Annotated in this window: 16 protein-coding genes and 2 pseudogenes; 2 read left to right on the forward strand and 16 right to left on the reverse strand. The window is 64.5% G+C overall.

The features are described 5' to 3' along the window. Positions 1-116: 116 nt before the first annotated feature. The gene (locus tag IVA88_RS07155; protein ID WP_247496576.1) at positions 117-1,499 is read right to left on the reverse strand and encodes an ethanolamine ammonia-lyase subunit EutB; all 1,383 of its coding nucleotides are present in this window, start codon (positions 1,497-1,499) and stop codon (positions 117-119) included. Positions 1,500-1,721: 222 nt separating this feature from the next. Between IVA88_RS07155 and IVA88_RS07160 the strand changes: the two genes are divergently transcribed. Continuing rightward, on the forward strand, positions 1,722-3,461 hold the full coding sequence (locus IVA88_RS07160; RefSeq protein ID WP_247496577.1) for a HAMP domain-containing methyl-accepting chemotaxis protein: 1,740 nt from the start codon (positions 1,722-1,724) through the stop codon (positions 3,459-3,461). A 216-nt stretch (positions 3,462-3,677) separates the two neighbouring features. Here IVA88_RS07160 and IVA88_RS07165 read toward each other — a convergent pair. The 3 genes and pseudogenes from IVA88_RS07165 to IVA88_RS07175 all read right to left on the reverse strand — a co-directional run. Continuing rightward, positions 3,678-3,785, reverse strand: a pseudogene (locus IVA88_RS07165) (IMP dehydrogenase); the annotation flags it as partial. 7 nt (positions 3,786-3,792) lie between these two features. After that, positions 3,793-4,206 (reverse strand): cupin domain-containing protein, encoded by a 414-nt coding sequence (locus IVA88_RS07170; protein WP_247496578.1) that lies wholly within the window; start codon positions 4,204-4,206, stop codon positions 3,793-3,795. Between the two features lie 99 nt (positions 4,207-4,305). Beyond that, positions 4,306-5,520: an MFS transporter gene (locus tag IVA88_RS07175; RefSeq protein ID WP_247496579.1), complete on the reverse strand. Its 1,215-nt coding sequence runs from the start codon at positions 5,518-5,520 to the stop codon at positions 4,306-4,308. A 130-nt stretch (positions 5,521-5,650) separates the two neighbouring features. On the opposite strand from IVA88_RS07175, the gene IVA88_RS07180 reads away from it, so the two are divergent. After that, complete coding sequence (locus tag IVA88_RS07180; RefSeq protein WP_247496580.1) at positions 5,651-6,559, forward strand: LysR family transcriptional regulator; 909 nt, start codon at positions 5,651-5,653, stop codon at positions 6,557-6,559. Positions 6,560-6,685: 126 nt separating this feature from the next. Here IVA88_RS07180 and IVA88_RS07185 read toward each other — a convergent pair whose 3' ends face one another. The 12 genes and pseudogenes from IVA88_RS07185 to IVA88_RS07240 form a co-directional block, all read right to left on the reverse strand. Next, the gene (locus IVA88_RS07185) at positions 6,686-7,177 is read right to left on the reverse strand and encodes a septal ring lytic transglycosylase RlpA family protein (RefSeq protein WP_247496581.1); all 492 of its coding nucleotides are present in this window, start codon (positions 7,175-7,177) and stop codon (positions 6,686-6,688) included. Between the two features lie 642 nt (positions 7,178-7,819). After that, a complete protein-coding gene (locus IVA88_RS07190; RefSeq protein WP_247496582.1) occupies positions 7,820-8,212 on the reverse strand; it encodes a response regulator in 393 nt (130 codons plus the stop codon). Then, a complete protein-coding gene (locus tag IVA88_RS07195; RefSeq protein ID WP_247496583.1) occupies positions 8,205-9,602 on the reverse strand; it encodes a PAS domain S-box protein in 1,398 nt (465 codons plus the stop codon). The genes IVA88_RS07190 and IVA88_RS07195 overlap by 8 nt, the downstream gene beginning before the upstream one ends. A 269-nt stretch (positions 9,603-9,871) precedes the next feature. Continuing rightward, positions 9,872-10,237, reverse strand: coding sequence for a response regulator (locus IVA88_RS07200; protein ID WP_247496585.1), 366 nt, complete (start codon positions 10,235-10,237; stop codon positions 9,872-9,874). Next, the gene (locus tag IVA88_RS07205) at positions 10,230-12,413 is read right to left on the reverse strand and encodes a PAS domain S-box protein (protein WP_247496586.1); all 2,184 of its coding nucleotides are present in this window, start codon (positions 12,411-12,413) and stop codon (positions 10,230-10,232) included. Before IVA88_RS07205 ends, IVA88_RS07200 begins: the two co-directional genes overlap by 8 nt. Before the next feature lie 186 nt (positions 12,414-12,599). Next, positions 12,600-13,259, reverse strand: a pseudogene (locus IVA88_RS07210) (acyl-CoA dehydrogenase family protein); the annotation flags it as partial. Between the two features lie 72 nt (positions 13,260-13,331). Continuing rightward, positions 13,332-14,855 carry an FAD-dependent oxidoreductase gene (locus IVA88_RS07215; protein WP_247496588.1) on the reverse strand — a complete coding sequence of 508 codons (1,524 nt, stop codon included), beginning with the start codon at positions 14,853-14,855 and terminating at the stop codon, positions 13,332-13,334. A gap of 26 nt (positions 14,856-14,881) precedes the next feature. Next, a complete protein-coding gene (gene folE / locus IVA88_RS07220; RefSeq protein WP_018456940.1) occupies positions 14,882-15,508 on the reverse strand; it encodes a GTP cyclohydrolase I FolE in 627 nt (208 codons plus the stop codon). A 138-nt stretch (positions 15,509-15,646) separates the two neighbouring features. Then, positions 15,647-16,537 (reverse strand): alpha/beta hydrolase, encoded by an 891-nt coding sequence (locus tag IVA88_RS07225; RefSeq protein ID WP_247496589.1) that lies wholly within the window; start codon positions 16,535-16,537, stop codon positions 15,647-15,649. Between the two features lie 10 nt (positions 16,538-16,547). Continuing rightward, the gene (locus IVA88_RS07230; RefSeq protein ID WP_247496590.1) at positions 16,548-17,375 is read right to left on the reverse strand and encodes an HD domain-containing protein; all 828 of its coding nucleotides are present in this window, start codon (positions 17,373-17,375) and stop codon (positions 16,548-16,550) included. Between the two features lie 215 nt (positions 17,376-17,590). Beyond that, positions 17,591-18,469 carry a transglutaminase family protein gene (locus IVA88_RS07235; RefSeq protein ID WP_247496591.1) on the reverse strand — a complete coding sequence of 293 codons (879 nt, stop codon included), beginning with the start codon at positions 18,467-18,469 and terminating at the stop codon, positions 17,591-17,593. After that, on the reverse strand, positions 18,466-20,991 hold the full coding sequence (locus IVA88_RS07240) for a circularly permuted type 2 ATP-grasp protein (RefSeq protein ID WP_247496592.1): 2,526 nt from the start codon (positions 20,989-20,991) through the stop codon (positions 18,466-18,468). Before IVA88_RS07240 ends, IVA88_RS07235 begins: the two co-directional genes overlap by 4 nt. Positions 20,992-21,004: the final 13 nt, after the last annotated feature.

Raw genomic sequence — 21,004 nt, forward strand, 5'->3', positions numbered from 1 at the left:
ATTGCCAGACAGACACATAGCGTAATGCTGCCGCCGGAATTTCTCAATATTGTGGCATGAGCATAATTCCCGGAGACGCCAATGGTTTCCTCAGGCCGCCGGGTGCTTCCGCCGCGTCAAGCGATCAGCCGTGAGGCAAAATCGGGCAGCAGGCCTGCATCGCCGACAAGACGGAAATCGGGGCCCGCAATGCCGGACCGCACCAGCCAGTCGTCGAACTCCGGCGCGCGGCGCAAGGAGAAGACGTCTCGGACATAGAGCGCGTCGTGAAAAGACGTGGACTGATAGTTGAGCATGACGTCATCGGCGCCGGGGACGCCCATGATGAAGGTGACGCCGGCGGCAGCGAGCAGCGTCAGCAGATTGTCCATGTCGTCCTGGTCCGCCTCGGCATGATTGGTGTAGCAGATGTCGATCCCAAGCGGCAGGCCGAGCAGCTTGCCGCAAAAGTGATCCTCCAGCCCGGCCCGGATGATTTCCTTGCCATCGTAGAGATATTCGGGGCCGATGAAGCCAACCACGCTGTTGACCAGAAGCGGAGCAAAGGCGCGAGCAACCGCATAGGCGCGCGCCTCGCAGGTCTGCTGGTCGACGTCGTGATGGGCATTGGCCGATAGCGCCGAGCCCTGCCCGGTCTCGAAATACATCACGTTCTGGCCAACCGTACCGCGCCTCTGCGACAGGCCGGCCTCGTGCGCCTCCTTCAGAAGCGCGAGGTCGACGCCAAAACTGCGGTTGGCGGCCTCGGTGCCGGCGACCGACTGGAAGACGAGGTCGACCGGCACCCCCTGCCCGATCAGCGACAGCGTCGTGGTGACATGGGTCAGCACGCAGCCTTGGGTCGGGATCTCCAGCCGCGCGATGATCTCGTCGAGCAGCCGCAGCAATTGGCCGATCCCGGCGGGGTCGTCGCTCGCCGGGTTGATGCCGATGCAGGCATCGCCGGCGCCGAGCAGGATGCCGTCGAGGATGGAGGCGGTGATGCCCCTGGCGTCGTCAAAGGGATGGTTGGGCTGAAGCCGGGTGCTCATCCGGCCCTTCAGGCCGATGGTGTTGCGGAACGCGGTGGTGATCTCGCATTTCCGTGCCGCCAGGATCAGATCCTGGTTGCGCATCAGCTTCGAGACCGCAGCCGCCATCTCCGGCGTGATGCCGGCTGCCAGCTTGCGCATGATTTCGGGCGTCGCGGCATCCGACAGCAGCCAGTCGCGGAACGCGCCGACCGTCAGCGAAGCCACCGGCGCAAAGGCTTTTGTGTCATGGCTGTCGATGATGAGGCGGGTGACCTCGTCGGTCTCATAAGGGATGACGGTTTCCTGCAAGAACTGCCCGAGCGGGACGTCGGCCAGCGCCATCCGCGCTGCGATCATCTGTTCGGCGCTGGCGGCGGCGATCCCGGCCAGCCGGTCGCCGGAACGCGGCGGGGCCGCCTTGGCGAGGAGGTCGCGCAAATCCGGGAACGTAAAGGTCGTGGCGTCGATGGTGTGGCGGTAGACCAATGGTCTCTCCGGGGTTCGTCGGCCGATGACCGAGTCCAGGGCGATCCTGAAACTGTACCTTCAGATCAAGGCGCTGAAATATCTTACCTTTCTTTCGGCCAAGGGCGAAGGGGCCAAGCGTGGCGTTAACACTGCATCCATCTTCGTTCTGCATAGTTTTGCATCAAATTCGTACGACCGTGCTCACCGGCCGCTTCAGGCCATTCCGGGCCTTGGGACATCATGACCATCGACCAATCTGGGAATGCCGCCGGTCTCGCCGGCCGCTTCACGCTTGCCTCCAGGCTTTACGCCATCTTCGCGCTGTTCGCGCTGCTCACGGCGGCGATCGCGATGCTGTCCGACTACAACAGCCGCCGCGCTGCCGAGCTGACCACCGCGATCGAGACCGCGAACGCCGCCGCGCTGAACGTCGAGCGGGTCAACTCGCTGGTCTATGCGGTCGTGATGGAATCGCGCGGCGTCTACATGTCGACCGAACCCGCCGTTGTGAAGAAGTACGGCGAGGGCCTGCTCAAGTTCAACGAACAGATCCTGAGCGTCGTGAAGCGCTGGGAGACCATCGTTAGGGCTGACGATGCCGAGCAGTTCGCCACCTTCAAGAAGCGCATCGAGCAGTTCGTCGATTTCCGCAAGGAGCTGGTGCGCCGCGGCGTCGAGATCAATGCGGCCGCGGGACGCGAATGGGGCGACAACGACGCCAACCGCGCCGTGCGCTCGGCGCTGAACAAGGATCTCGAGGCGCTGTCCAAGGTCTATGCCGAGCGCGGCAGGCAGATCGCGCACGAGACCGAGACCAACCGCACCCTCTCCTTCGTCCTGACCTGCCTCGGCGGCGTGGCGCTCGCCCTCGTCGTGATCGGCATCGTCATCATCGCCCGCTCGATCGCACGTCCCCTCTCCGCCATCACCGCGACCATCAAGCAAGTTGCCGACGGCGCCGAGAACGTCGTGGTGCCGCACAGCGACCGCGCCGACGAAATCGGTGCGCTGGCGCGCGCCATCCAGATCTTCCAGGACGCGATGGGGCGAAACCGCAACCTCGCCTCGCAGGTCTCGCAGGACTCCGCCGCGCGCGAGGAGCGCACCCGCCACATCGAACAATCCGTCGACACGTTTCGCGAGGCGATCGGCGCGATCATGCGCGGCCTCAGCGACAATGCCTCGGTCATGCGCGAGACGGCGCAGACCATCACCCGCGTCACGGCGGACGCGAGCAGCCGGGCCGGCACGGCGGCTAACGCTACCGAGCAGGCCTCCCACAACGTCACGGCGGTGGCGGGCGCGGCCGAGGAGCTGTCGGCGTCGGTGGTCGAGATCGGCCGGCAGGTGCGGCAATCGGCCAGCGCGGTCGAGCAGACCGGCCAGCGCACCGAGAAATCGATCGCCGAGATCGAGAGCCTGGCGGCTGCCACGCAACGCATCGACGGCGTGCTCAGCCTGATCCAGGCGATCGCCGAGCAGACCAATCTGCTCGCACTCAACGCCACCATCGAGGCCGCGCGCGCCGGGGACGCCGGCCGCGGCTTTGCCGTCGTTGCGCACGAAGTGAAGGCACTCGCCGGCCAGACCGCGAAGGCGACCGCCGACATCAGCGAGAACGTCTCGATGATCCAGACCTCCACCCGCAACGCGGTCGACGCCGTCCGCGAGATCGGCGGCGCGGTGCGCGAGATCAACGACGTCACCTCGGCGATCGCCGGCGCGATCGGCCAGCAGGACGCCGCCACGCGCGAGATCTCGTCCAACGCGCAATCGGCCGCCCAAGGCAACGAGACCCTCGTCGCCAACATCACCTCGCTCCGCGACGCCATCGGCGAGACCGACACGGCGGCATCCTCGGTGCTGACGGCGGCGAGCAGCCTGACCGCGACGGCGGACACGCTGTCACGGGAGGTGGAAAAGTTCTTCGAGAACCTGCGGTCAGGCGCGGCGGACGGCCGCATCGCCAAGGCGGGATGACAGGACGTCCACCGCCAGCGGAGCCGGCGGTGGGGTCGCTCCACCAAAAGCGCGAAAACAACCCCATGCACAGTAGCCGGGGACAGCGATATCAATGGCTTGGCTCAAGGCCCGAAGGTTTTCGCATTTTACGAAATGATATTTGACTCGTCGGGCAAAACACCGGCATGATGTCACCATGGCGATGGCGCCGTCCTAGCCTTAACAAGCCCCACCTCACACCGTCAGCAGCGTCTTGATCGCGCGGCGCTGGTCCATCGCCTTGTAGCCTTCTGCGACCTGGTCGATCGGCAGCGTGAGATCGAACACCTTGCCCGGCTGTATGTCATTGTTATGCTCCTTTTCCGGCGTGGTCGCCGTACTGTTCGTCGCTTACCTTTTCCATCCACGTGACCGGGCTGCCGTCGAGCGCCTCTTGAATGGCGATATGGCTCATGGCTGTGTTCGCCGACGCGCCGTGCCAGTGTTTTTCGCCTGGCTCGAACGACACCACGTCACCTGGACGGATGTTCTCGATCGGGCCGCCCCAACGCTGCACACGTCCAAGACCGGAGGTGACAATGAGCGTTTGGCCAAATCGATGCGTGTGCCACGCGGTCCGCGCGCCGGGCTCAAAGGTGACGTGAGCGCCGGATACCCGCGAAGGCTCAGCGGCCTGAAACAAGGGATCAACACGGACCGTGCCGGTGAAATACTCCGCCGGGCCTTGGGCTGAAGGCTGGGAACCCGCTTGTCTTATTTGCATCTGATACCTCCTTGATGTCGTCTTTCCTGCTTGCGCCAATGCTCCAGCCGGGCGCTCGTTTCAAACGCCGTCGGTGCGGCTGCGTCACAATGCGGGGCTCTACGACACGCAAGCAGCGCATCGCGCGTCGGCTCTCGCCTTGCGCCGAAGGGCTCCGACCAAAATGACGCAAGACGAGAAAGCGAGAATGACGGCGCTGAACAGAAAGGTGCTTTGATAGCCGCTGTAGTCGAAGAGAACGCCGCCGCCGGCCGCTCCGGTGGTGATGGCCAGTTGCACCACCGCCACCATCAGGCCGCCGCCTGCTTCCGCATCATCGGGCAACGCCTTGCTGACCCATGTCCACCAGCCCACGGGCGCCGCCGTCCCGATGAAGCCCCACAGGAACATCAGCGGGGCAATTGCAATCGGTGAGGCGCCGAATGCCGTCACTGCGACGGCTATCAAAGCCATCGCGAAGGGCATGACAATGAGGGACGCGTAGAGGCGTTCGCGGATGACGAACCCGATGATCGACGTGCCGATGAGACCCGCAACCCCCATGAGAAGAAGGAGCGCCGAGATCGTCGTGACATCGACGCGCGTCACCGTTTCGAGGAACGGCCGCAAATACGTGAAGAGTGCGAACTGTCCGAGGAAGAACAGCGCTGCTGCGAGCATGCCGTGAGGCACTTGCGGGCGGCGCAAGACCTTGAACGCTGCCGCCGCGCTGGCCCGCTCCTGGCTCGGCATCGTGGGCAGCGTGAGGAACAGCCAGAGAAAGGTCAGCGCGGCGACGGGAACGACACAGAAGAACGCGCCGCGCCAGCCGATGTACTGACCGAGAAAGCTGCCGAGCGGCGCGGCAATCGTGGTCGCCAGCGCATTGCCGCCATTCAGAACCGCAAGAGCGCGCGGTACATCGGTGGTCGGGACCAGGCGGATCATCGTCGCGGCGGACAGCGACCAGAAGCCGCCAATCGTGATCCCGACAAGCGCCCGTCCGGCCATGAAGACAGGATAATTAGGAGCGAACGCTACGATAACGCCAGATACCAGCATCAGGCCGGTCAGCCACAGCAAGAGCGGGCGACGATCGAAACCAGACGTCGCCGCTGAAATGAACAGACTGGCGAGAACGGCAAATAGTCCGGAAACGGAAATTGCCTGTCCTGCCTGTCCTTCAGTCAGGCGAAGGCCGCTGGCGATCGGCGTGAGCAGACTGACAGGCATGAACTCGGACGCGACGAGCGTCGAGGCGCAAAGCGACAGCGCGAAAACTGCACTCCACGCGGCCATTGGCTGCGAGGCTTGTTGATTGGTCGTGAGTTCCATCGGGTATCCATGTGTCGAGAAGCGCCCAAGCTGGCGCTGTTCATGGCGACACATAGGGCCGGAGGCGGCGTTCGATTAGCCGGTATAATTTGCTTGCACTGATCGATCTCGGCCATGAATAGTGGAAGCCATGGCAAGCCGGGATTTTAACGATCTGCTGGCTTTCGTAGCCGTCGCCCGCGAGCGCAGCTTTACGAAGGCCGCCGCGAAACTGGGCGTCGTGCAGTCGACGCTCAGCCATACTATCAAGCGGCTGGAATCGCAGATGGGCCTGCGGCTCCTCACGCGCACGACCCGGAGCGTCGGCCTGACCGAAGCGGGCGAGCGGCTTCAGCAATCAGTCGCGCCCCGCATCGAGGAGATCGAGCGCGATATCGCGGTGCTAATGTCCCTGCGCGACAAGCCGTCGGGCACCGTCCGGATTACGCTCTCGGACCATGCGCTGGAAACGGTCGTCTGGCCAAAGCTGTCGCCGGTCCTGAAAAAATACCCCGACCTCAAGGTCGAGTTCAGCCTCGACACGGCCTTCCGCAACATCGTCGAAGACGGTTTCGATGCAGGCATTCGCCTCGGGGAAAGCGTCGAGAAAGACATGATCGCGGTGCGCATCGGCCCGGATTGGCGGCTCGTCGCGGTCGCCTCGCCCGGATATCTGAGAGAGCATCCCAAACCAAAGCATCCGCAAGATCTCTTGCATCACATCTGCATCAAACGGCGCGAGGCGGCCGGGGGCCATTATGTATGGGAATTCGCCAAGAACGGTCCTGAGTTGCGGGTACGCGTCGAGGGGCAAGTGACCTTCAACGACTCGCGCGCAATGATCGAAGCCGCCGTGAAGGGCTTCGGCATCGCCTATGTCCCCGAAGACATGGTGACGCAGCGGGTCAGGTCGGGTGAACTCGTCATCGTGCTCGACGATTGGTCGCCGAAGTTCGATGGCTATTATATCTACTATCCAACCTCGCGGCAGAACTCGGCGGCGTTCAAGGTGATCGTCGACGCGCTACGCCATCACGAAGCGCGAAGACGACGCGGCTAGCGCCGACGCGACCCGCAGGCCGCGCCGAGCATGGAAACGATTATCCTGCTGTCGTCGCCTGAAGAGCCATCGAGGCGTTTTGACTGCTCTGGAAGGGCCACGCTGCGCGCCCCCTAGTTCGACGGTTCAGCCAACAGGTCCGGCGGTCCAATCGCCGCCGGCAAGCGGCCGAACTTTTACGTCAGGAATGACCCCGCGCTCCAGGCTCGGATCGAAATGGCGCATCGTACGCTCGTTGAAGTCGATGATGCGGCCAGGCCTTAGCGGTCCCACGTCATTTATCTTGACGATGACCTTCTTGCCAACGGCCTCCACGAGGGCGTATTTCGGCTTCGCGCCAAATTGGACCCCACCAAATTTCTTGCGCAAATTCGTCTTGATGGCAGCCGACCAGACCGAGGGATCATAGCGCTCGCCGGAGGCTGTCTTCGGGCCGCCCTCCTCTTTACCCGGCTTGAACGGATTGTACGTGGACGCCGCGCCGACGATCGCTTCCCCGGAAGCGGCGTTGACAACAGCGCTTGAGTGAACTCCAGCAGCTTCACATCGAGCAACAGTAACGGAAACGGCAAGCGCAACCACGGCGCCGCAAATCGCGGCGCTGGATCGGAACAGCATTATATCTCCTGTGATTTTCGATCGACCAGTTCCGATGCCGCAAAACATGATCAAGCGAACGCGAAGCGTTCAGGAACTTGCCAATCTTTTGAGACGAGCCAACCCCGGCTGCGGAACCATTGCAGGAACCAGAATGGTTCCTAACGATGTTTTTAGTTGTCGCCGTCTAAGACGGACATTGCGTCAACAGCGTGACAAGAAGCGCCGCTGCGAGATTGCGCGGCCACATGAGTCTCGCGGCGCTCACCAATCACATTGATGGTTCCACTCGCCCGCCTGACCTCGTTTTCTTTCTCATCGACCGTCGTTTCCGCAGTAGCGATCAATGCAGATACGCTGCTGTGCAGGCGGTGCCCTCCTGTCGAAGGAAGAAGAGGTCGCCCCTACTCCATCACCCCGCTCCGTTTGATCGGACTTGCAATCCTCGCCTTGGCAAGTCTGCTACGCGCTATCGCGTGAATGCGGCAAGCGATAATCCGACCTATCTTGCAGGCCGGGAACACATCTCTCAGGGAATGCGGATCGCAGGCGTGCCGGAGGGCTGAAGTCGGTAGGGCCGCACTCTTCTTGTCGGAGTACGGTCCGGAAGCGGGATAATCGACATAGCCGCCGTCCCGCGGCCCTGCCCTGCTACGGGCTTGGCTAGAGCGTCTGAGGTTTCTCGTCCGATTGATCGATCGAGAACAGCCCGCTGAGCGCCTTGATATTAACTGGCTTTTCGACACGTGGCACGGCTGCGTAAGCATCCGGAATCGCCCAAGCGTCATAACCGGTGGTGAACACGAACCGCACCCCGCGCGTCCGAAGTGCGTCGGCAACCGGATAGGAGCGTTCGCCGCGAAGATTGATGTCGAGCACGGCGCCATCGATCTGCTGTTCGGCGGTAACCAGATTCAGGGCGTCCTCGACCGAACCGGCCGGCCCAATGACGTGAGCGCCACGGTCTTCCAGCGCACGCGCGAGGTCGGCGGCAATCATGTACTCGTCTTCGACGACGAGGAGCCGCCGGCCTCGGAGTGATTGCGACTCAGTCATCACGCTTCTCCTCGCTCGCTAGCGGCACGGCGATTTCGCAATGAACGCCGTCAGGTTCGAACCGAAGCTTCGTTTTGGCACCGAGCTGATAAGGAAGTGCTCTCTCGATCAATTCGCTTCCGTAGCCTTTTCTCGCCGGCCCGCCCTCAGGCATTGCAACCCCGCTTTCGCGCCATACCACGATCGCTTGCCGCCTGGATCGATCGTTCTTGACCTCCCACCGCACCATCAGCCGGCCTGAGGGTTGGCCGAGGGCGCCGTACTTTACCGCATTCGTGGCGAGTTCATGCAGCGCGAGCGCCATCGATTGCGCCGAGATCGCCGGCAACGGCGCCGCCGGCCCCTCGGTCATCACCTTCCCCGCGTCGGCACTGGCGTGCGCCTCCAATTCGGCCCTAACCAGATCACCCAGTTCGATCGGCCTATTGTCGCTTTGCGCGAGCAAACCTTGGGCCCTGGAGAGGGCGCCCAACCTGCTTTCAAAATCGTCCGCAAAGTCGTCCAGAGACGGGCTCGATCTGATCGTCTGCCGGGCAAGTGATTGGACGACACCGAGCAGGTTGCGCCTGCGGTGCTGCAGTTCGGCCAAGAGAACCTTCTGCCGATCTTGAAGCATACGCAGTTCGTGGATGTCCGTCATCGTGCCAACCCAATCGACAGCGTCTGCATCCGAACTGACTTTCATCGGTACCGCGCGGGTCTGATGCCACCTGAACTCTCCGTCGGCGGAACGCCTGACACGGTGCTCGACGTAATACTCGCCCTTGGCGCGCGCTTCCAGCCAGGCCGCCTGGGTTTCTTTGCGATCATCCGGATGGATCGCGTCGAGCCAACCAAGGCCGATGCTGGCAGCGAAGCTCAGACCGCTGAAGATGGTCCATTGCGGACTGGCCCAGATGCGCTCACCATCACCTTTCGAGCGGAAAACCAGCTGGGGTATATTGGTGGCGAGAACGCGGAACAGCTCCTCGCTTTGCGCGAGCTGCTCCGCAGCACGGTGCTGGCTGGTGCGATCGCGCAGCATCTTCACGAAACCCGCGTCCCGGTCCGCCAGCGGCATCAGCAGGCCCGACGCCCAGAGCCGCGTGCCGTCCTTGCGCATCTGCCAGCGTTCGTCCTCGGCGCGGCCCTGAGCTAGCGCGCTACGTCGTTCTTCGGCTGCCGCCTCAAAACCACCCTCCTCGGTGGGAAAAATCGCATCCGCCGATTTTCCTAGAATCTCGTCGGTCTTGTACCCGAGTAACCGCTCGGCGCCCGGGTTCCAGCTGGTGGTTATGCCGTTCGGGTCTGTTGTGAAGATAGCAAAGTCCGTCGCGCTCTCGAATACGAGGCGCAACAGTTCATTGTCCGGGGGTGCCGAACGTTTTGTCGGATGATTGCTCTCCTGCACGCGGACAATCTCCAGCACTCGCGCTGGGCAGCGCGCCAACTCGCCAGCGACAATCGCGAGAGTCCAAGGACGTTCCTAAGCTGGTTCACGACCCAGGTTCCGGAGGATCGAGCGACGTCCGATCGCGCTGACGGCGCCGGACAGGAGGGCCTATAAGTACCGAGGCCGGCATTCGCCTCGGCGAGAGCATCGAGAGAGACATATAATGGCGGTGTGCACCGGCCCGGACTGGCCACTCCTCGCGGCCCGCCTGCTATCTGAGCGAGCATTTACGGGCGCGGCAAGAGCGTACGCAGTTTCTCCTCCAATTGGTCGATCGAGAACGGCTTGCCGATTGCCGGCGTATTCCTGAACTCTTCCTCCAGCGGCGGTCCGCCGTACCCCGTGCTGAACAGGAAGGGAATTTTCCGTGCGCGCAGGATGTGGGCGACCGGGAAAACGAACTGCCCCGCAAGGTTGACGTCGAGGAGCGCCACATCGAACGATGCGGTGGTGGCAAGTTCGCATGCCTTTGGCAAGTGAGCGGCCGAGGCGACCACTTTCAGCCCCAGTTCCTCGAGCATGTCTTCGAGCATGAGGGCCACCAGACCCTCATCTTCGACCAGGAGCGCCCTGGCGCCGGACAGCTCAACCATTGGACGCTGCAAGCATAATGGGAAACACCATGCGGCAGCGGGTGCCCTCCGGTTCGAACACCAGATCGAACTCTCCGGCGAGGTCATGCTCGACGCAACGCTCCATCAGCCGCGTGCCGAATCCCCGGCGCTTGGGCGGAGTGACCAATGGTCCCCCGCGTTCGCGCCATTCGCACTCGACAACGCCTTGCGGCCGCTCGCCGGTGCCAACCCGCCAGGTGAGGGACACGGCCCCCTCCGGCACCGAGAGGGCGCCGTATTTCGCGGCGTTGGTCAGAAGCTCGTTGAGCACCATGGTGATGCTCAGCGCGGTGCGCGCGTCCAGATCGACGTGAGGCCCGCCTGTCGCGACACGTCCGCCCGACACTGGAGCGACGATATCGTGGACCAGCCTTTCGAAAGGGGCATCCTGCCAGTTTCGCCTGGTGAGCAGGTCGTGCGCGCGCGCGAGCGCAAGCAGCCGTCCCATGAAGGTCGGCAAAAATTCCTGCAAGTCGGCAGCATGGCGAGCCGTCTGGTTCGCAAGGGACTGCACCGTGGCGAGCGTGTTTTTCACGCGGTGGTTCAGTTCGTCGATGAGGATCTTTTGGGCGTTCTCGGCGCGCTTGCGCTCGCTGATGTCGACAAGCATGTTGATGGCGCCGACCAGATTCCCCGCCGCGTCGCGCAGCGGCGTTGGATAAGGAATGAACGGTACGCGTCTGCCGTCCGGGCGCTCGGCCACCGCTTCGGCACCGCGGACCGGCCGGTTTTCGCGTAGCGCGACGGCCATCGGGCATTCATTGTGTGGCAACGGCGTGCCATCGGGCCAATAGAGCTTCCAGGTCACACACCACTCGTCGCCAGGTTGAGGAGTTCTTCCCGCCATCTCGACCGCGGCTCGATTGTAGAAATTGATGCGACCCTCGGCGTCCGTCGTGTAGATGGCTGCCGGCAGTGCCTCCAGGAGATCGCGCATGCGCTGCTCGCCATCGCGCAGGCGGTCCTCCAGTTGCTTGGTAGCGGTGACATCCTGCGCGACACGTACGCCATAAAGGAAGCGACCTGCCGTATCCCGCACCGACGAACTGAAAATATCGAGATGGCGCACGGACCCGTCGGGCCGCAATGCGCGCTTGCGAACCGTGTAGTTCTCGATTTCGCCGCGGACCTGCCGCGCGTACAGTTCGGCATCCTCCGCCTGGTCGTCGGGATCGGTGTAGTCAAAGAAAGTCATTCCGAGCAGATCGCCGCGCGAGCGTCCCGTGATGCGGCAGAGGGAATCATTCACCCGCAAGAAGCGGCCGTTCTCGTCGGTCTCGGAGATGCCGACGCTGGCGGCCTCATAGGTTGCCGCCAGCCGGGCTTCGCTGGCTCGCCGTGCCTCTTCAGCAACATGCAGTTCAGTGACGTCGGTTGTGAAGCAGCGCGTGTTGACGAACTTGCCGTCCACCATGCGGCTGTTCGAGGTAATCAGGACGTGCTTGACCGTGCCGTCGCGGGCGCGCAGCCGGGCAGGATAGCGATGGAGCGGCTCGCCACACGAAAGGCGCTGGAGGATATCGCCGATCACCGGAGCGTCGGCATGAAACTCCGCAACATGGCGGCCGATGTACTCCTCGGGCCCGTACCCAAGCAGATCCAATTCGGCTTTATTAGCGCGAAGGATAATTCCTTCGCCGCTGACGATATGAAGGCCCACCGCGCCGTTGTCGAAGAAATCCTCCAGATCCTGAGTGGTCCGGCGGACTTCTTCCTCGACCTGCTTGCGTCCGGTGATGTCCTGGAAGCAATTGATGGCGCCTTGGATCCGGCCAGAATGGTCGCGCAAAGCGCGGATGTTGACCAGGGCCGAGAAGCGAGATCCATCCGGCCGCGCCATGATGACTTCGGCATTGCGCGTCGGCGTTCCCACACGAACCGCCGTGGCCATGGGACAGTCGGAATGGGCAAGCGGAGTTCCATCGAACAGGTAGAGCTGATGCGAACCGCAGAAGCGCTCCTTCTTCGGAATATCAGGTGTTCGCCCCCACAACTCCACGGCTTCAGCGTTGTAGGCGACAAGCAGTCCCTCCGCGTCACAGAGATAGACCGCTCCGGGAATGGCATCGAGCGCGGCGTGGCCGGCCGCAACCAGCGCCTCGAACTCCGTGGGCCCGTGCCGAGCGGAGAGCGGAAATTCTTCGACGTTCGACATGGGGTGCCCTCGGCGTGGAGGCGGCGGCCGGACGCGAGTTCCGCCAGTCTCGAAATGGAAGGTCGACCGCCCCCCTGTGGGCCCGCCGAACGATCCCTAACGTCCCACGCGGCAAGCGGTTCCCCAGCGAGCCCTACATCCTTCGTCGAACCCCGTTTGAACGCGCCTGCCGGCCGTTCGGAAGCTCTACCAAGAGACTGACACCCTACCCGTCATCACGCCGCCGCGCTTGATCACCTCCTTACCTAACGCCGCAAGATGCACTTGATCCGGTCCGTCGCCGATGCGGATGAAGCGGGCGTAAACGTAGGCACGCGCCAGGAAAGTGTCCTGCGAGACGCCGGCGGCGCCGTGGATCTGGATGGCGCGATCGATGACGCGGGCGGCCATGCTGGGCACCACGATCTTGGCGGCCGCGATCAGGTCACGCGCTATCTTGTTGCCTTCGCGGTCCATCCTGTCGGCGGCTTGCAGCGTCAAGAGCCGCGCCTGTGCGATCTCGCAGAAGGAGTGCGCGATGTCCTCGCGCACCGAGCCTTGGTCTGCGAGCGGCTTGCCGAAGGCTGTGCGGGAGACCGCGCGCTGGCACATCAATTCGAGCGCGCGCTGGGCGCAGCCGATCAGCCGCATGCAATGGTGGATACGGCCGGGGCCGAGGCGACCTTGCGCGATCTCGAAGCCGCGGCCCTCGCCGAGCAGGATGTTCTCCGCGGGCACACGGACGTTCTCGTAGACGATCTCGGGATGGCCGACCGGCGCATCGTCATAGCCGTAGGTGAGCATGTCGCGCACGATGCGCACGCCGGGCGTCGCCTTCGGCACCAGGATCATGGATTGCTGGCGGTGCACCGGGACGGCAGCCTGCACAGCAGCCCCTGCCAGCGGCACCATTGACGCAAGTCAAGATCGGATACGGCCTCAGCCGCGCGTCCGCTCCATCTCCAGCTCGGCCTTGAGATTATCGAGATCGCGATAAATTGACGCGACCGCAAGGACGCGGCCGCCCTTGCGGTACTTCAGCAGGCAGTCCTTGCCGGAAATGCTGCCGTCGATCGCGATGTCGTCGAAGCTCTCGGCGTGGCCGACATAGTTGATCGGCACGTCATAGTGCTGCGACCAGAAGAACGGCACGGCGTCGAAGCGCTCGCGCTTGCCGAGCATGTTGCGCGCCGCCGTCTGGCCCTGCCGCTCCGCCACGACCCAGTGCTCGACGCGGATGGTTTGCCGCGAATGCGGATCGGGCCAGCGCGCGATGTCGCCGGCCGCGAAGATGCCCGATACGCTGGTCTCCAGATATTCGCTCACGCTGACGCCCCGGTCGGCCGCAAGCCCCGCCCGCTCGGCGAGCGCGAGGCGCGGCTTGACGCCGATGCCGACCACGACCAGTTCGGCCTCGATCACACCACCGCTCTTCAACGTGGCGCGCGTGCCGTCCAGCTTTTCCACGGTGTCCTCGAGATGGAAGTTGACGCCATTCTCCTCATGCAGCGCGCGCACGAAGTCGCCCATCTCGGGACCGAGCACCTTCTGCATCGGCCGTTCTTCCGGCGCGACCACGTGCACCTCGATCTTGCGCGCCCGCAGGGAGGCCGCAACTTCGAGGCCGATGAAGCTGGCGCCGATCACCAGCGCACGCTTCGCGCTGCCGGCCGCCTTGATGATGGCGCGGCTGTCGGCGACCGAGCGCAAGGTGTAGACATGAGGCTGGTCCGCCCCCGGAATCTGCAGTCTGATCGGCTCGGCGCCGGTCGCGAGCAGCAGCCGGTCGAACGGCAGCCTGTCGCCGTTGCCCAGCGTCACGCTGCGCGTTTTGGCTTCGATCGCCGAGACATTCGTGTTGAGCCTAAGGTCGATGCCGGCGTCTTGATAGTAGTCCTCGCCCCGCAGCGGCAGCCAATCCTCCGGCGCGCTGCCCGCGAGGTAATCCTTGGAGAGATTGGGCCGGTCCACCGGCATCGCGCTGTCATTGCTGAGCATGGTGATAGCGCCGGCAAAGCCCTCGCGGCGGAGCGTCTCCGCCGCCGCGAAACCCGCCGCGCCGCCGCCGACGATGACGAATTTTTCCGGCGCCGGTGCCGTACGGTGAGACACCGAAGGCTTCGGCATCTCGCGCTTGCGCTCTACGATGATCTTGTCCTGATCGCGCGAGACCTCCCACACCGCCAGCGCGTTCAGCGCCGGCGGACGGGTCGCCTCGCCTGATCGCAAGGAGAAGCAGGCGTGATGCCAGGGGCAGCGGATGGTGTCGGCAACGACCAGCCCTTCGGCGAGCGGTCCGTGATAGTGGCTGCAGGCCGGCTCGATCGCAAAGATCTCGCTGCCGACCTGCACCAGCAGGACGTCTTCCTCGCCGACATGGCCGAGCAATTTGCTGTCCTTGAACTCGGCCAGCGACACGCCCCTGCTCAGGTCAGGCCCGCTCGGCTTCTCATCCTCGGTCATGACGTGCTTCCTTGAGCTGTCGCGGATCAATCGTCCGAATTGGCCAGCCCCAGCAGCTCCTGACGCGTCAACGCATTGTCGCGGAACACGCCGAGCATGCGGCTGGTGACGAGATCGGTCCCGGGCTTGTGCGCGCCGCGCGTGGTCATGCAGTGATGCGTTGCCTTGATGATGACCCCGACGCCTTCGGGCCTCAGCACATCGTTGATCGTGTTGGCGATCTGCGCCGTCATCTTCTCCTGGATCTGAAGTCGCTTGGCGTAGATGTCGACGAGACGCGCGAGCTTGGAGATGCCGACGACGCGCCCTTGCGGGATATAGGCGACCCAGGCGCGGCCGACGATCGGCGCCATGTGGTGCTCGCAATGGCTTTCGAAGCGAACGCCGCGCAGGACGATCATCTCGTCATAGCCTTCGATCTCCTCAAACGTCTTTTGCAGGATTTCGGTCGGATCCTGCGCATAGCCGGAGAAATACTCCTCGAAGGCGCGCGCGACCCGGTCCGGCGTGTCACGCAGACCGTCGCGCGCGGGATCGTCGCCGGCCCAGCGGATCATGGTCCGGATCGCCTGCTCGACCTCCGCCCTCTCAGGCCGTTCGCTCGGCGCCTGCGCGACCGCGACACGTTCCAGCCTGCGCGTTTGTGTCTTCATCGAGAGCCTCCCCTGCAACGAACCGCGTACAGAAGGCGGCCCAACAGCTTGGACGGCTGCGGTTGGAAAAGGTTCCCAGGATCAGGAAAAATTGGAAGGCTGGCGGAGCGGCAAGACAGCGGGACCAGAAACCCGGCTCTATGAGGCCGCTTTCCGCACATCGATCACGGCCTGCGCCCATTCGGCCGGCCGCTCCTGCGGCAAATTGTGGCCGGCGCCGGTAAAGACGCGCCGCTCGAAAAATCCCTCGAACTTGCGCGCGTGGTGCGCGGTCCCGGAATTGACGCCATCGCTGTCGCCGTCGATCGCGATGGTCGGGACATGGACCGGCGGCTGCGCGGCGAGCTTCGCCTCTATCGCGGCATAAGCGGGGTCGCCCGCGACCAGCGCGTAACGGTGACGATAGGAGTGGATCACGACATCGACGAAATCGGGATTGTCGAACGAGATGGCGCTGGTCTCGAATGTCGCGTCGTCGTAGGCCCATTTCGGCGACCACATCGCCCAGAGCTGGCGCGCAAAACCGCGCCGGTTGCGCTCCAGCGCGCGGCGGCCGCGCTCATTGTGGAAGAGATATTGATACCAGAGCGCCGCCTCCTCCGGAGGTGAGGCCGGCTCCATCGAACGCGCGATGTCCTGGATGTTGTAGGAATTGCCGGAGACGAGGGCGATCACACGCTCGGGATGCAGCACGGAGACCACGCAGGCCGCGCGCCCGCCCCAGTCATAACCGCCGACGACCGCGCGCTCGATGTGAAGCGCATCCATGAAGGCCAGGAGATCGGCGCCAAGCGCCGCCTGCTCGCCGGAGCGCAACGTCGCAGCGGAGCGGAACCGCGTCGGCCCGTAGCCGCGCAGCCAGGGCACCAGCACCCGCGCGCCCGCTTGCGCAATGATCGACGCGGTGTCGGCATAGGCGTTCACATCGTAGGGAAAGCCGTGGCCCAGGATGCAGGGCCAGCCGTCCGGCGCGCCGTATTCCCGATAGGCGATATCGAGGATATCCGTGGTGGCGGTTTTTTGCTGCATACAAGCGAAGCTATTTCTGCGGCCCGGACAGCGAGATGTCACGCTCGGCGCGGAACACGTTGCTGTAGAGATTGGCGATCCACTGCCGGCCGATCTCGGTCTTGTTGAGGTAGCCGATCTCGGTCTGGATATGCGGTGCGACGCTGTTCCAGTAGAATTGGGGATAGCGGTTCACGATGTCGGCAGGCGAATCGTAGCCGAGCTGGCGGTTCATGCCGACCTCCTCGAACTCGTAGTAGAGCGCGTTGGCCTTGCGCAGATAGTTGGGGTCGCCAAGCTGCCCAATGAAGTCGGCGGCACGGAGGATCGAGGCCTCGTCGTCATAGTCCTGGCCCTCCCGGGCCGGAAACCGCGTGCCCTCGATGGCGCGAGCGATGCGTTCGCTGTCAACGCCCCGGACCGGCGGCAGCCGCCGCCGCACAAACAGCTTCGAGCGATCGACGTGATACATCATCAGACTGGCATCCGAAGCGCCGCGCGGCAACGACACCTTGGTGCCGGAATCATCGATGATGAAACCGTCTTCGTCATCCTCCGGAAACAGACCGCGGACGTAACCGATGTCGTGCGCGAGGCAGGCGATCAAAACGTGGATGTAGTCCTCTGCCGCAAGATGCGTGTGAAGATTGCGTCCCATGAGGATCGCCTGAGCGGCGAGCGTCACCAGCATCGTATGTTCGATATTGTGATAGAGTGCGTCGCTGTTGCCGATGCATTCCATCGCCGTGCGGGTCGAGCCTTCCAGCACCCTGGCGTAGGACTCGTCGTAGCGGCGCCGCATGAACGAGCCCAGCAACCTTTCCAAGGTCTCGGCCGCCAGTCTCGGTAACGTCATCATGGATGCAGCCCCGTCTGTCGGTGGTGTTCCACGCCAACTCCCGACGTCTTATTCTCGTCCTCGACGCAAGCGCCAGCATAGCCCATCTTGGGCCGACTGACCAAATCCTGGGGCGACAGCACGGAAATATATTACTGTTGTGCCACGCAACATAAGATTGCGATTACAACTCGATACATCCAAAGCGCCGACGGCACCGTAGCGGCAAAACCGCGTCACTCTACCAGCAGCACGTCGACGGCGACGTCGAGCTTTTGCTTCGGCGAGCCGACAATGATGCCGTCGACCGGCGAAACGTCGGAAAAGTCGCGGCCGACCGCGAGGACGATATGGTCGCCAGCGACCATAAGATCGTTGGTCGGATCGAAATCGACCCAGCCAAGCTCCTCCCCGCACCACAGCGACACCCACGCATGAGTAGCGTCGGCGCCCTGCAGGCGCGGCTGGCCCGCCGGCGGAATGGTGCGCAGATATCCGCTGACATAGGCCGCGGGCAGGCCCAGCCCGCGCAACCCCGCGATCATCACATGGGCAAAATCCTGACAGACGCCATGGCGCTTGGCAAAGACCTCGTTGAGCGGCGTCGAGATCACCGTCGCCTTGGGGTCGTAGCGAAATTCGGTACGGATGCGATGCATCAGATCGACCGTCCCGGCGAGGATGCCCACGCCGGGCGCAAAGCTCTCCGCCGCATAGGCGCTGACCGGTGCCAGCACCGGTACCAGCGGGCTCGCAAAGACATAGCCGACCGGCGAGGACGGCCCGAGGCTCGTCGCCTCGAAAGCCATGTCGCGAATGCTTTCCCAGTCCGGGCTGACAGCGGCGCGCGCCGGCGGCTGGCGCGACGCCTTCACGCGAGAGCGAGAATCGATGCGCAGAGTGCGATGCGCGGCCTCGATCACGACACTCTCGGTCAGGGTGCCGAAGAAATCGCGCCGGACGCTACGCTCCGCAGGGCGCGGACGGATCTCGACATGGTGCGAGATCAGCTCCTGGCCATTGCCGCTCCTCGGCTCCAGCCGCAGCGTGCATCGGGCGAAGCTGACCGGGCTTTCATACTCATAGGTGGTGACGTGACGGATGTCGTAGATCACGCCAGCCCCGTCAGCTTTTCCGGGCGGCTGGCATTGGGGCCGTGCGGGAAATAGTGCTGCCCGACCGCCTCGGCGAGGCTGAGCAGATCCTGCTCAAGTGCGAACAGCGTCTTGACCTCGAGCTTCTCGGCCTCCGCGGTCGCGAGCATCGCCTGCATCGCGACCGCAAGCCGCTGCGGCTTCTCGATCAGGCCGTGCTCCTTCAGGCTAGGCAGCGCGGCGATATGCTCGTTCAGCGCCGTCACCTGGAACGCCACCGAACGCGGATTGTAGCCGTCGAGCACGGCGAGGTCGCGCACCGGCGCCAGGATCGGCGCCAGCAGATAACGCGAGCGGTAGGTAATCTGGCAATCCACCAGCGTCAGCAGGATATCGAGATCCTCGTCGCCGGCCTCGTCATAGGCAAACTGCCGGGCAAAGCGCGTGGTGTTGATGGCACGCTCGGTGCGGCGGCCGATATCGAGGAAGCGCCAGCCGGCGGCGCGGTTCATGTTCTCATGCGCCAGGCCGGCAAAGCTCGCGAGCTCCTGCAAGGTCAGCTCGGCCGCGCTCAGCACGCTGTCCTCGTCCTCGACCTCCCAGGCCAGCCGCTCGGTCATCTCGGTGATGACTTGCCACGCATCGGGCGACAGCCGCTCGCGCAAGGAGGTCGCCGTGCGCTGGGCCGCGCGGACCAGCGACAGTGCCGAGCCGAAACGCTCCGGGCTCTGCAGCGCTTCGGCAACGATGCGGCCGGGCGCCGCGCGCGAGGTCTGCGAGATCGCACCCCAGGTCACCAGCAGGCGCTGGATACGTTCCGCCGATTGCAGCGAGGCCGCGGTGCCCTTGTTGGGTCCGCTCGGCGAGCCCAGCGCCCGCACCAGCCGCAGCGTCGCCTCGGCGCGTTCGAGATAGCGGCCGAGCCAGAACAGATTGTCGGCGGCGCGGCTCGGCAGCACGCCGGCGATACGGCGGATGCGCACCTTGTCGACCGCGGGCAGCAGCGTCGCGGTCGAGACCTGCTTGTCCGAAACCACCCAGACGTCGGCGGAGCGTGCGCCGTCGCCCATCGACACCGCGCGCGCATCCGCCTGCTCGGCGATCCGGCAGAAGCCGCCGGGCATGATGGCCCAGCCGTCCGGCGTCGCGGCAGCGAACACGCGCAGCACGAAGGGACGCGGCGTGATCTGCCCCTGATCCCACACCGGCATGGTCGAGAGCCGCACCACCTCCTGGCCGACATAGTCCATGCCGCGCGCGGCGATGGCGTCGATCAGGCGCTGGCGCCCGGCGGCATCGAGCTCGCTGGCGAGCACCGGACCGTTGCTGTCGAAACCGGGAACGCCGCGCCGATAGGCGCCTTCAATCGCGACCTCGTCGAGTCGTGACAGCACCTCGTCGCGCGCCGAGCGCTGGCCGCACCACCAGGTCGCGATGTGCGGCATCTTCAGCTCTTCGCCGAGCAGGCGGCGGCTGAGCGCCGGCAGGAAGCCGAGCATTGCGCGCGCCTCCAGGACGCCCGAGCCCGGCATGTTGGCGACGACGACACCGTCCTTGCGCAGCACGTCGATCAGGCCGGCCACGCCGAGCCGCGAGGAGGCATCGAGCTCGAGCGGGTCGAGCGAATTGGAATCGACACGGCGCAGCAGCACGTCGAGGCGCTTGAGGCCCGCGACCGTACGGATGTGGATATGATTGTCGCTGACGGCGAGATCATCGCCCTCGACCAGCAAAAAGCCGAGATAGCGCGCCAATGTTGCGTGCTCGAAATAGGTCTCGCTGAAGCTGCCTGGCGTGAGCACGCCGATCCGCGGCTCGTCGCGGTCGGCACGCGCGCGAAGGCTGTCGCGAAACGCCTCGAAGAACGGCGCGACGCGCGGGACGTTCATCGACTTGTAGAGATCCGAGAAGGCGCGCGAGAGCACCAGGCGGTTCTCCAGCGCATAGCCCGCGCCCGACGGCGCCTGTGTGCGGTCGCCGAGCACCCACCAGCGGCCGTCGGGCCCGCGGCCGACATCGGCGGCATAGAGCGAGAGATAGCGCCCGCCCGGCGGCGGCACGCCGCAGACGGGGCGGAGATATTCGGGGCTCCCGGCGATCGCAGCCGCCGGCAGCGCGCCTTCGGCGACGAGGCGGCCCTCGCCATAGATGTCGCGCAGCACGAGCTCGAGCAGCTCGGCGCGCTGGGTGATGCCGTCGGACAGCTGCTTCCAGTCGGCCTCGTCGATCAGCAGCGGCAGATGGCTGATCGACCAGGGCCGGTCGGCGCTCTCGCCGGGCGCGCGATAGGTGACGCCGGCTTCGCGGAGATGACGGTCGGCCATGCCAAACCGCCGCTCGACCTCGTCGGGCGCGAGTGCGCCGAAGGCATCGAAGAAGCGGCTCCAGACCGCGCGGGGCTTGCCGTCCGGGCCGAGAAACTCGTCGGGGATGCCGGGCAGGCGGCTGTAGTCGCGGACCCATTGCGCGAAGCGGCGCTGGCCTTCACGCTGGCCTTGCGCCCTACCCGCCTTGTCGTCCTCTTCGGCTGCGCCCTCGGCCATGCGCCTCTCCCTG

The organism is Bradyrhizobium sp. 149 (assembly GCF_023073915.1).
In the GTDB taxonomy this organism is placed as follows: domain Bacteria; phylum Pseudomonadota; class Alphaproteobacteria; order Rhizobiales; family Xanthobacteraceae; genus Bradyrhizobium.

Excerpts from the sequence above, each read along its gene's own strand:
- IVA88_RS07160 (WP_247496577.1), top strand. The coding sequence starts at position 1,722 with ATGACCATCGACCAATCTGGGAATGCCGCCGGTCTCGCCGGCCGCTTC.
- IVA88_RS07170 (WP_247496578.1), bottom strand. The coding sequence starts at position 4,206 with ATGCAAATAAGACAAGCGGGTTCCCAGCCTTCAGCCCAAGGCCCGGCG.
- IVA88_RS07175 (WP_247496579.1), bottom strand. The coding sequence starts at position 5,520 with ATGGAACTCACGACCAATCAACAAGCCTCGCAGCCAATGGCCGCGTGG.
- IVA88_RS07180 (WP_247496580.1), top strand. The coding sequence starts at position 5,651 with ATGGCAAGCCGGGATTTTAACGATCTGCTGGCTTTCGTAGCCGTCGCC.
- IVA88_RS07185 (WP_247496581.1), bottom strand. The coding sequence starts at position 7,177 with ATGCTGTTCCGATCCAGCGCCGCGATTTGCGGCGCCGTGGTTGCGCTT.
- IVA88_RS07190 (WP_247496582.1), bottom strand. The coding sequence starts at position 8,212 with ATGACTGAGTCGCAATCACTCCGAGGCCGGCGGCTCCTCGTCGTCGAA.
- IVA88_RS07200 (WP_247496585.1), bottom strand. The coding sequence starts at position 10,237 with ATGGTTGAGCTGTCCGGCGCCAGGGCGCTCCTGGTCGAAGATGAGGGT.
- IVA88_RS07205 (WP_247496586.1), bottom strand. The coding sequence starts at position 12,413 with ATGTCGAACGTCGAAGAATTTCCGCTCTCCGCTCGGCACGGGCCCACG.
- IVA88_RS07215 (WP_247496588.1), bottom strand. The coding sequence starts at position 14,855 with ATGACCGAGGATGAGAAGCCGAGCGGGCCTGACCTGAGCAGGGGCGTG.
- folE (WP_018456940.1), bottom strand. The coding sequence starts at position 15,508 with ATGAAGACACAAACGCGCAGGCTGGAACGTGTCGCGGTCGCGCAGGCG.
- IVA88_RS07225 (WP_247496589.1), bottom strand. The coding sequence starts at position 16,537 with ATGCAGCAAAAAACCGCCACCACGGATATCCTCGATATCGCCTATCGG.
- IVA88_RS07230 (WP_247496590.1), bottom strand. The coding sequence starts at position 17,375 with ATGATGACGTTACCGAGACTGGCGGCCGAGACCTTGGAAAGGTTGCTG.
- IVA88_RS07240 (WP_247496592.1), bottom strand. The coding sequence starts at position 20,991 with ATGGCCGAGGGCGCAGCCGAAGAGGACGACAAGGCGGGTAGGGCGCAA.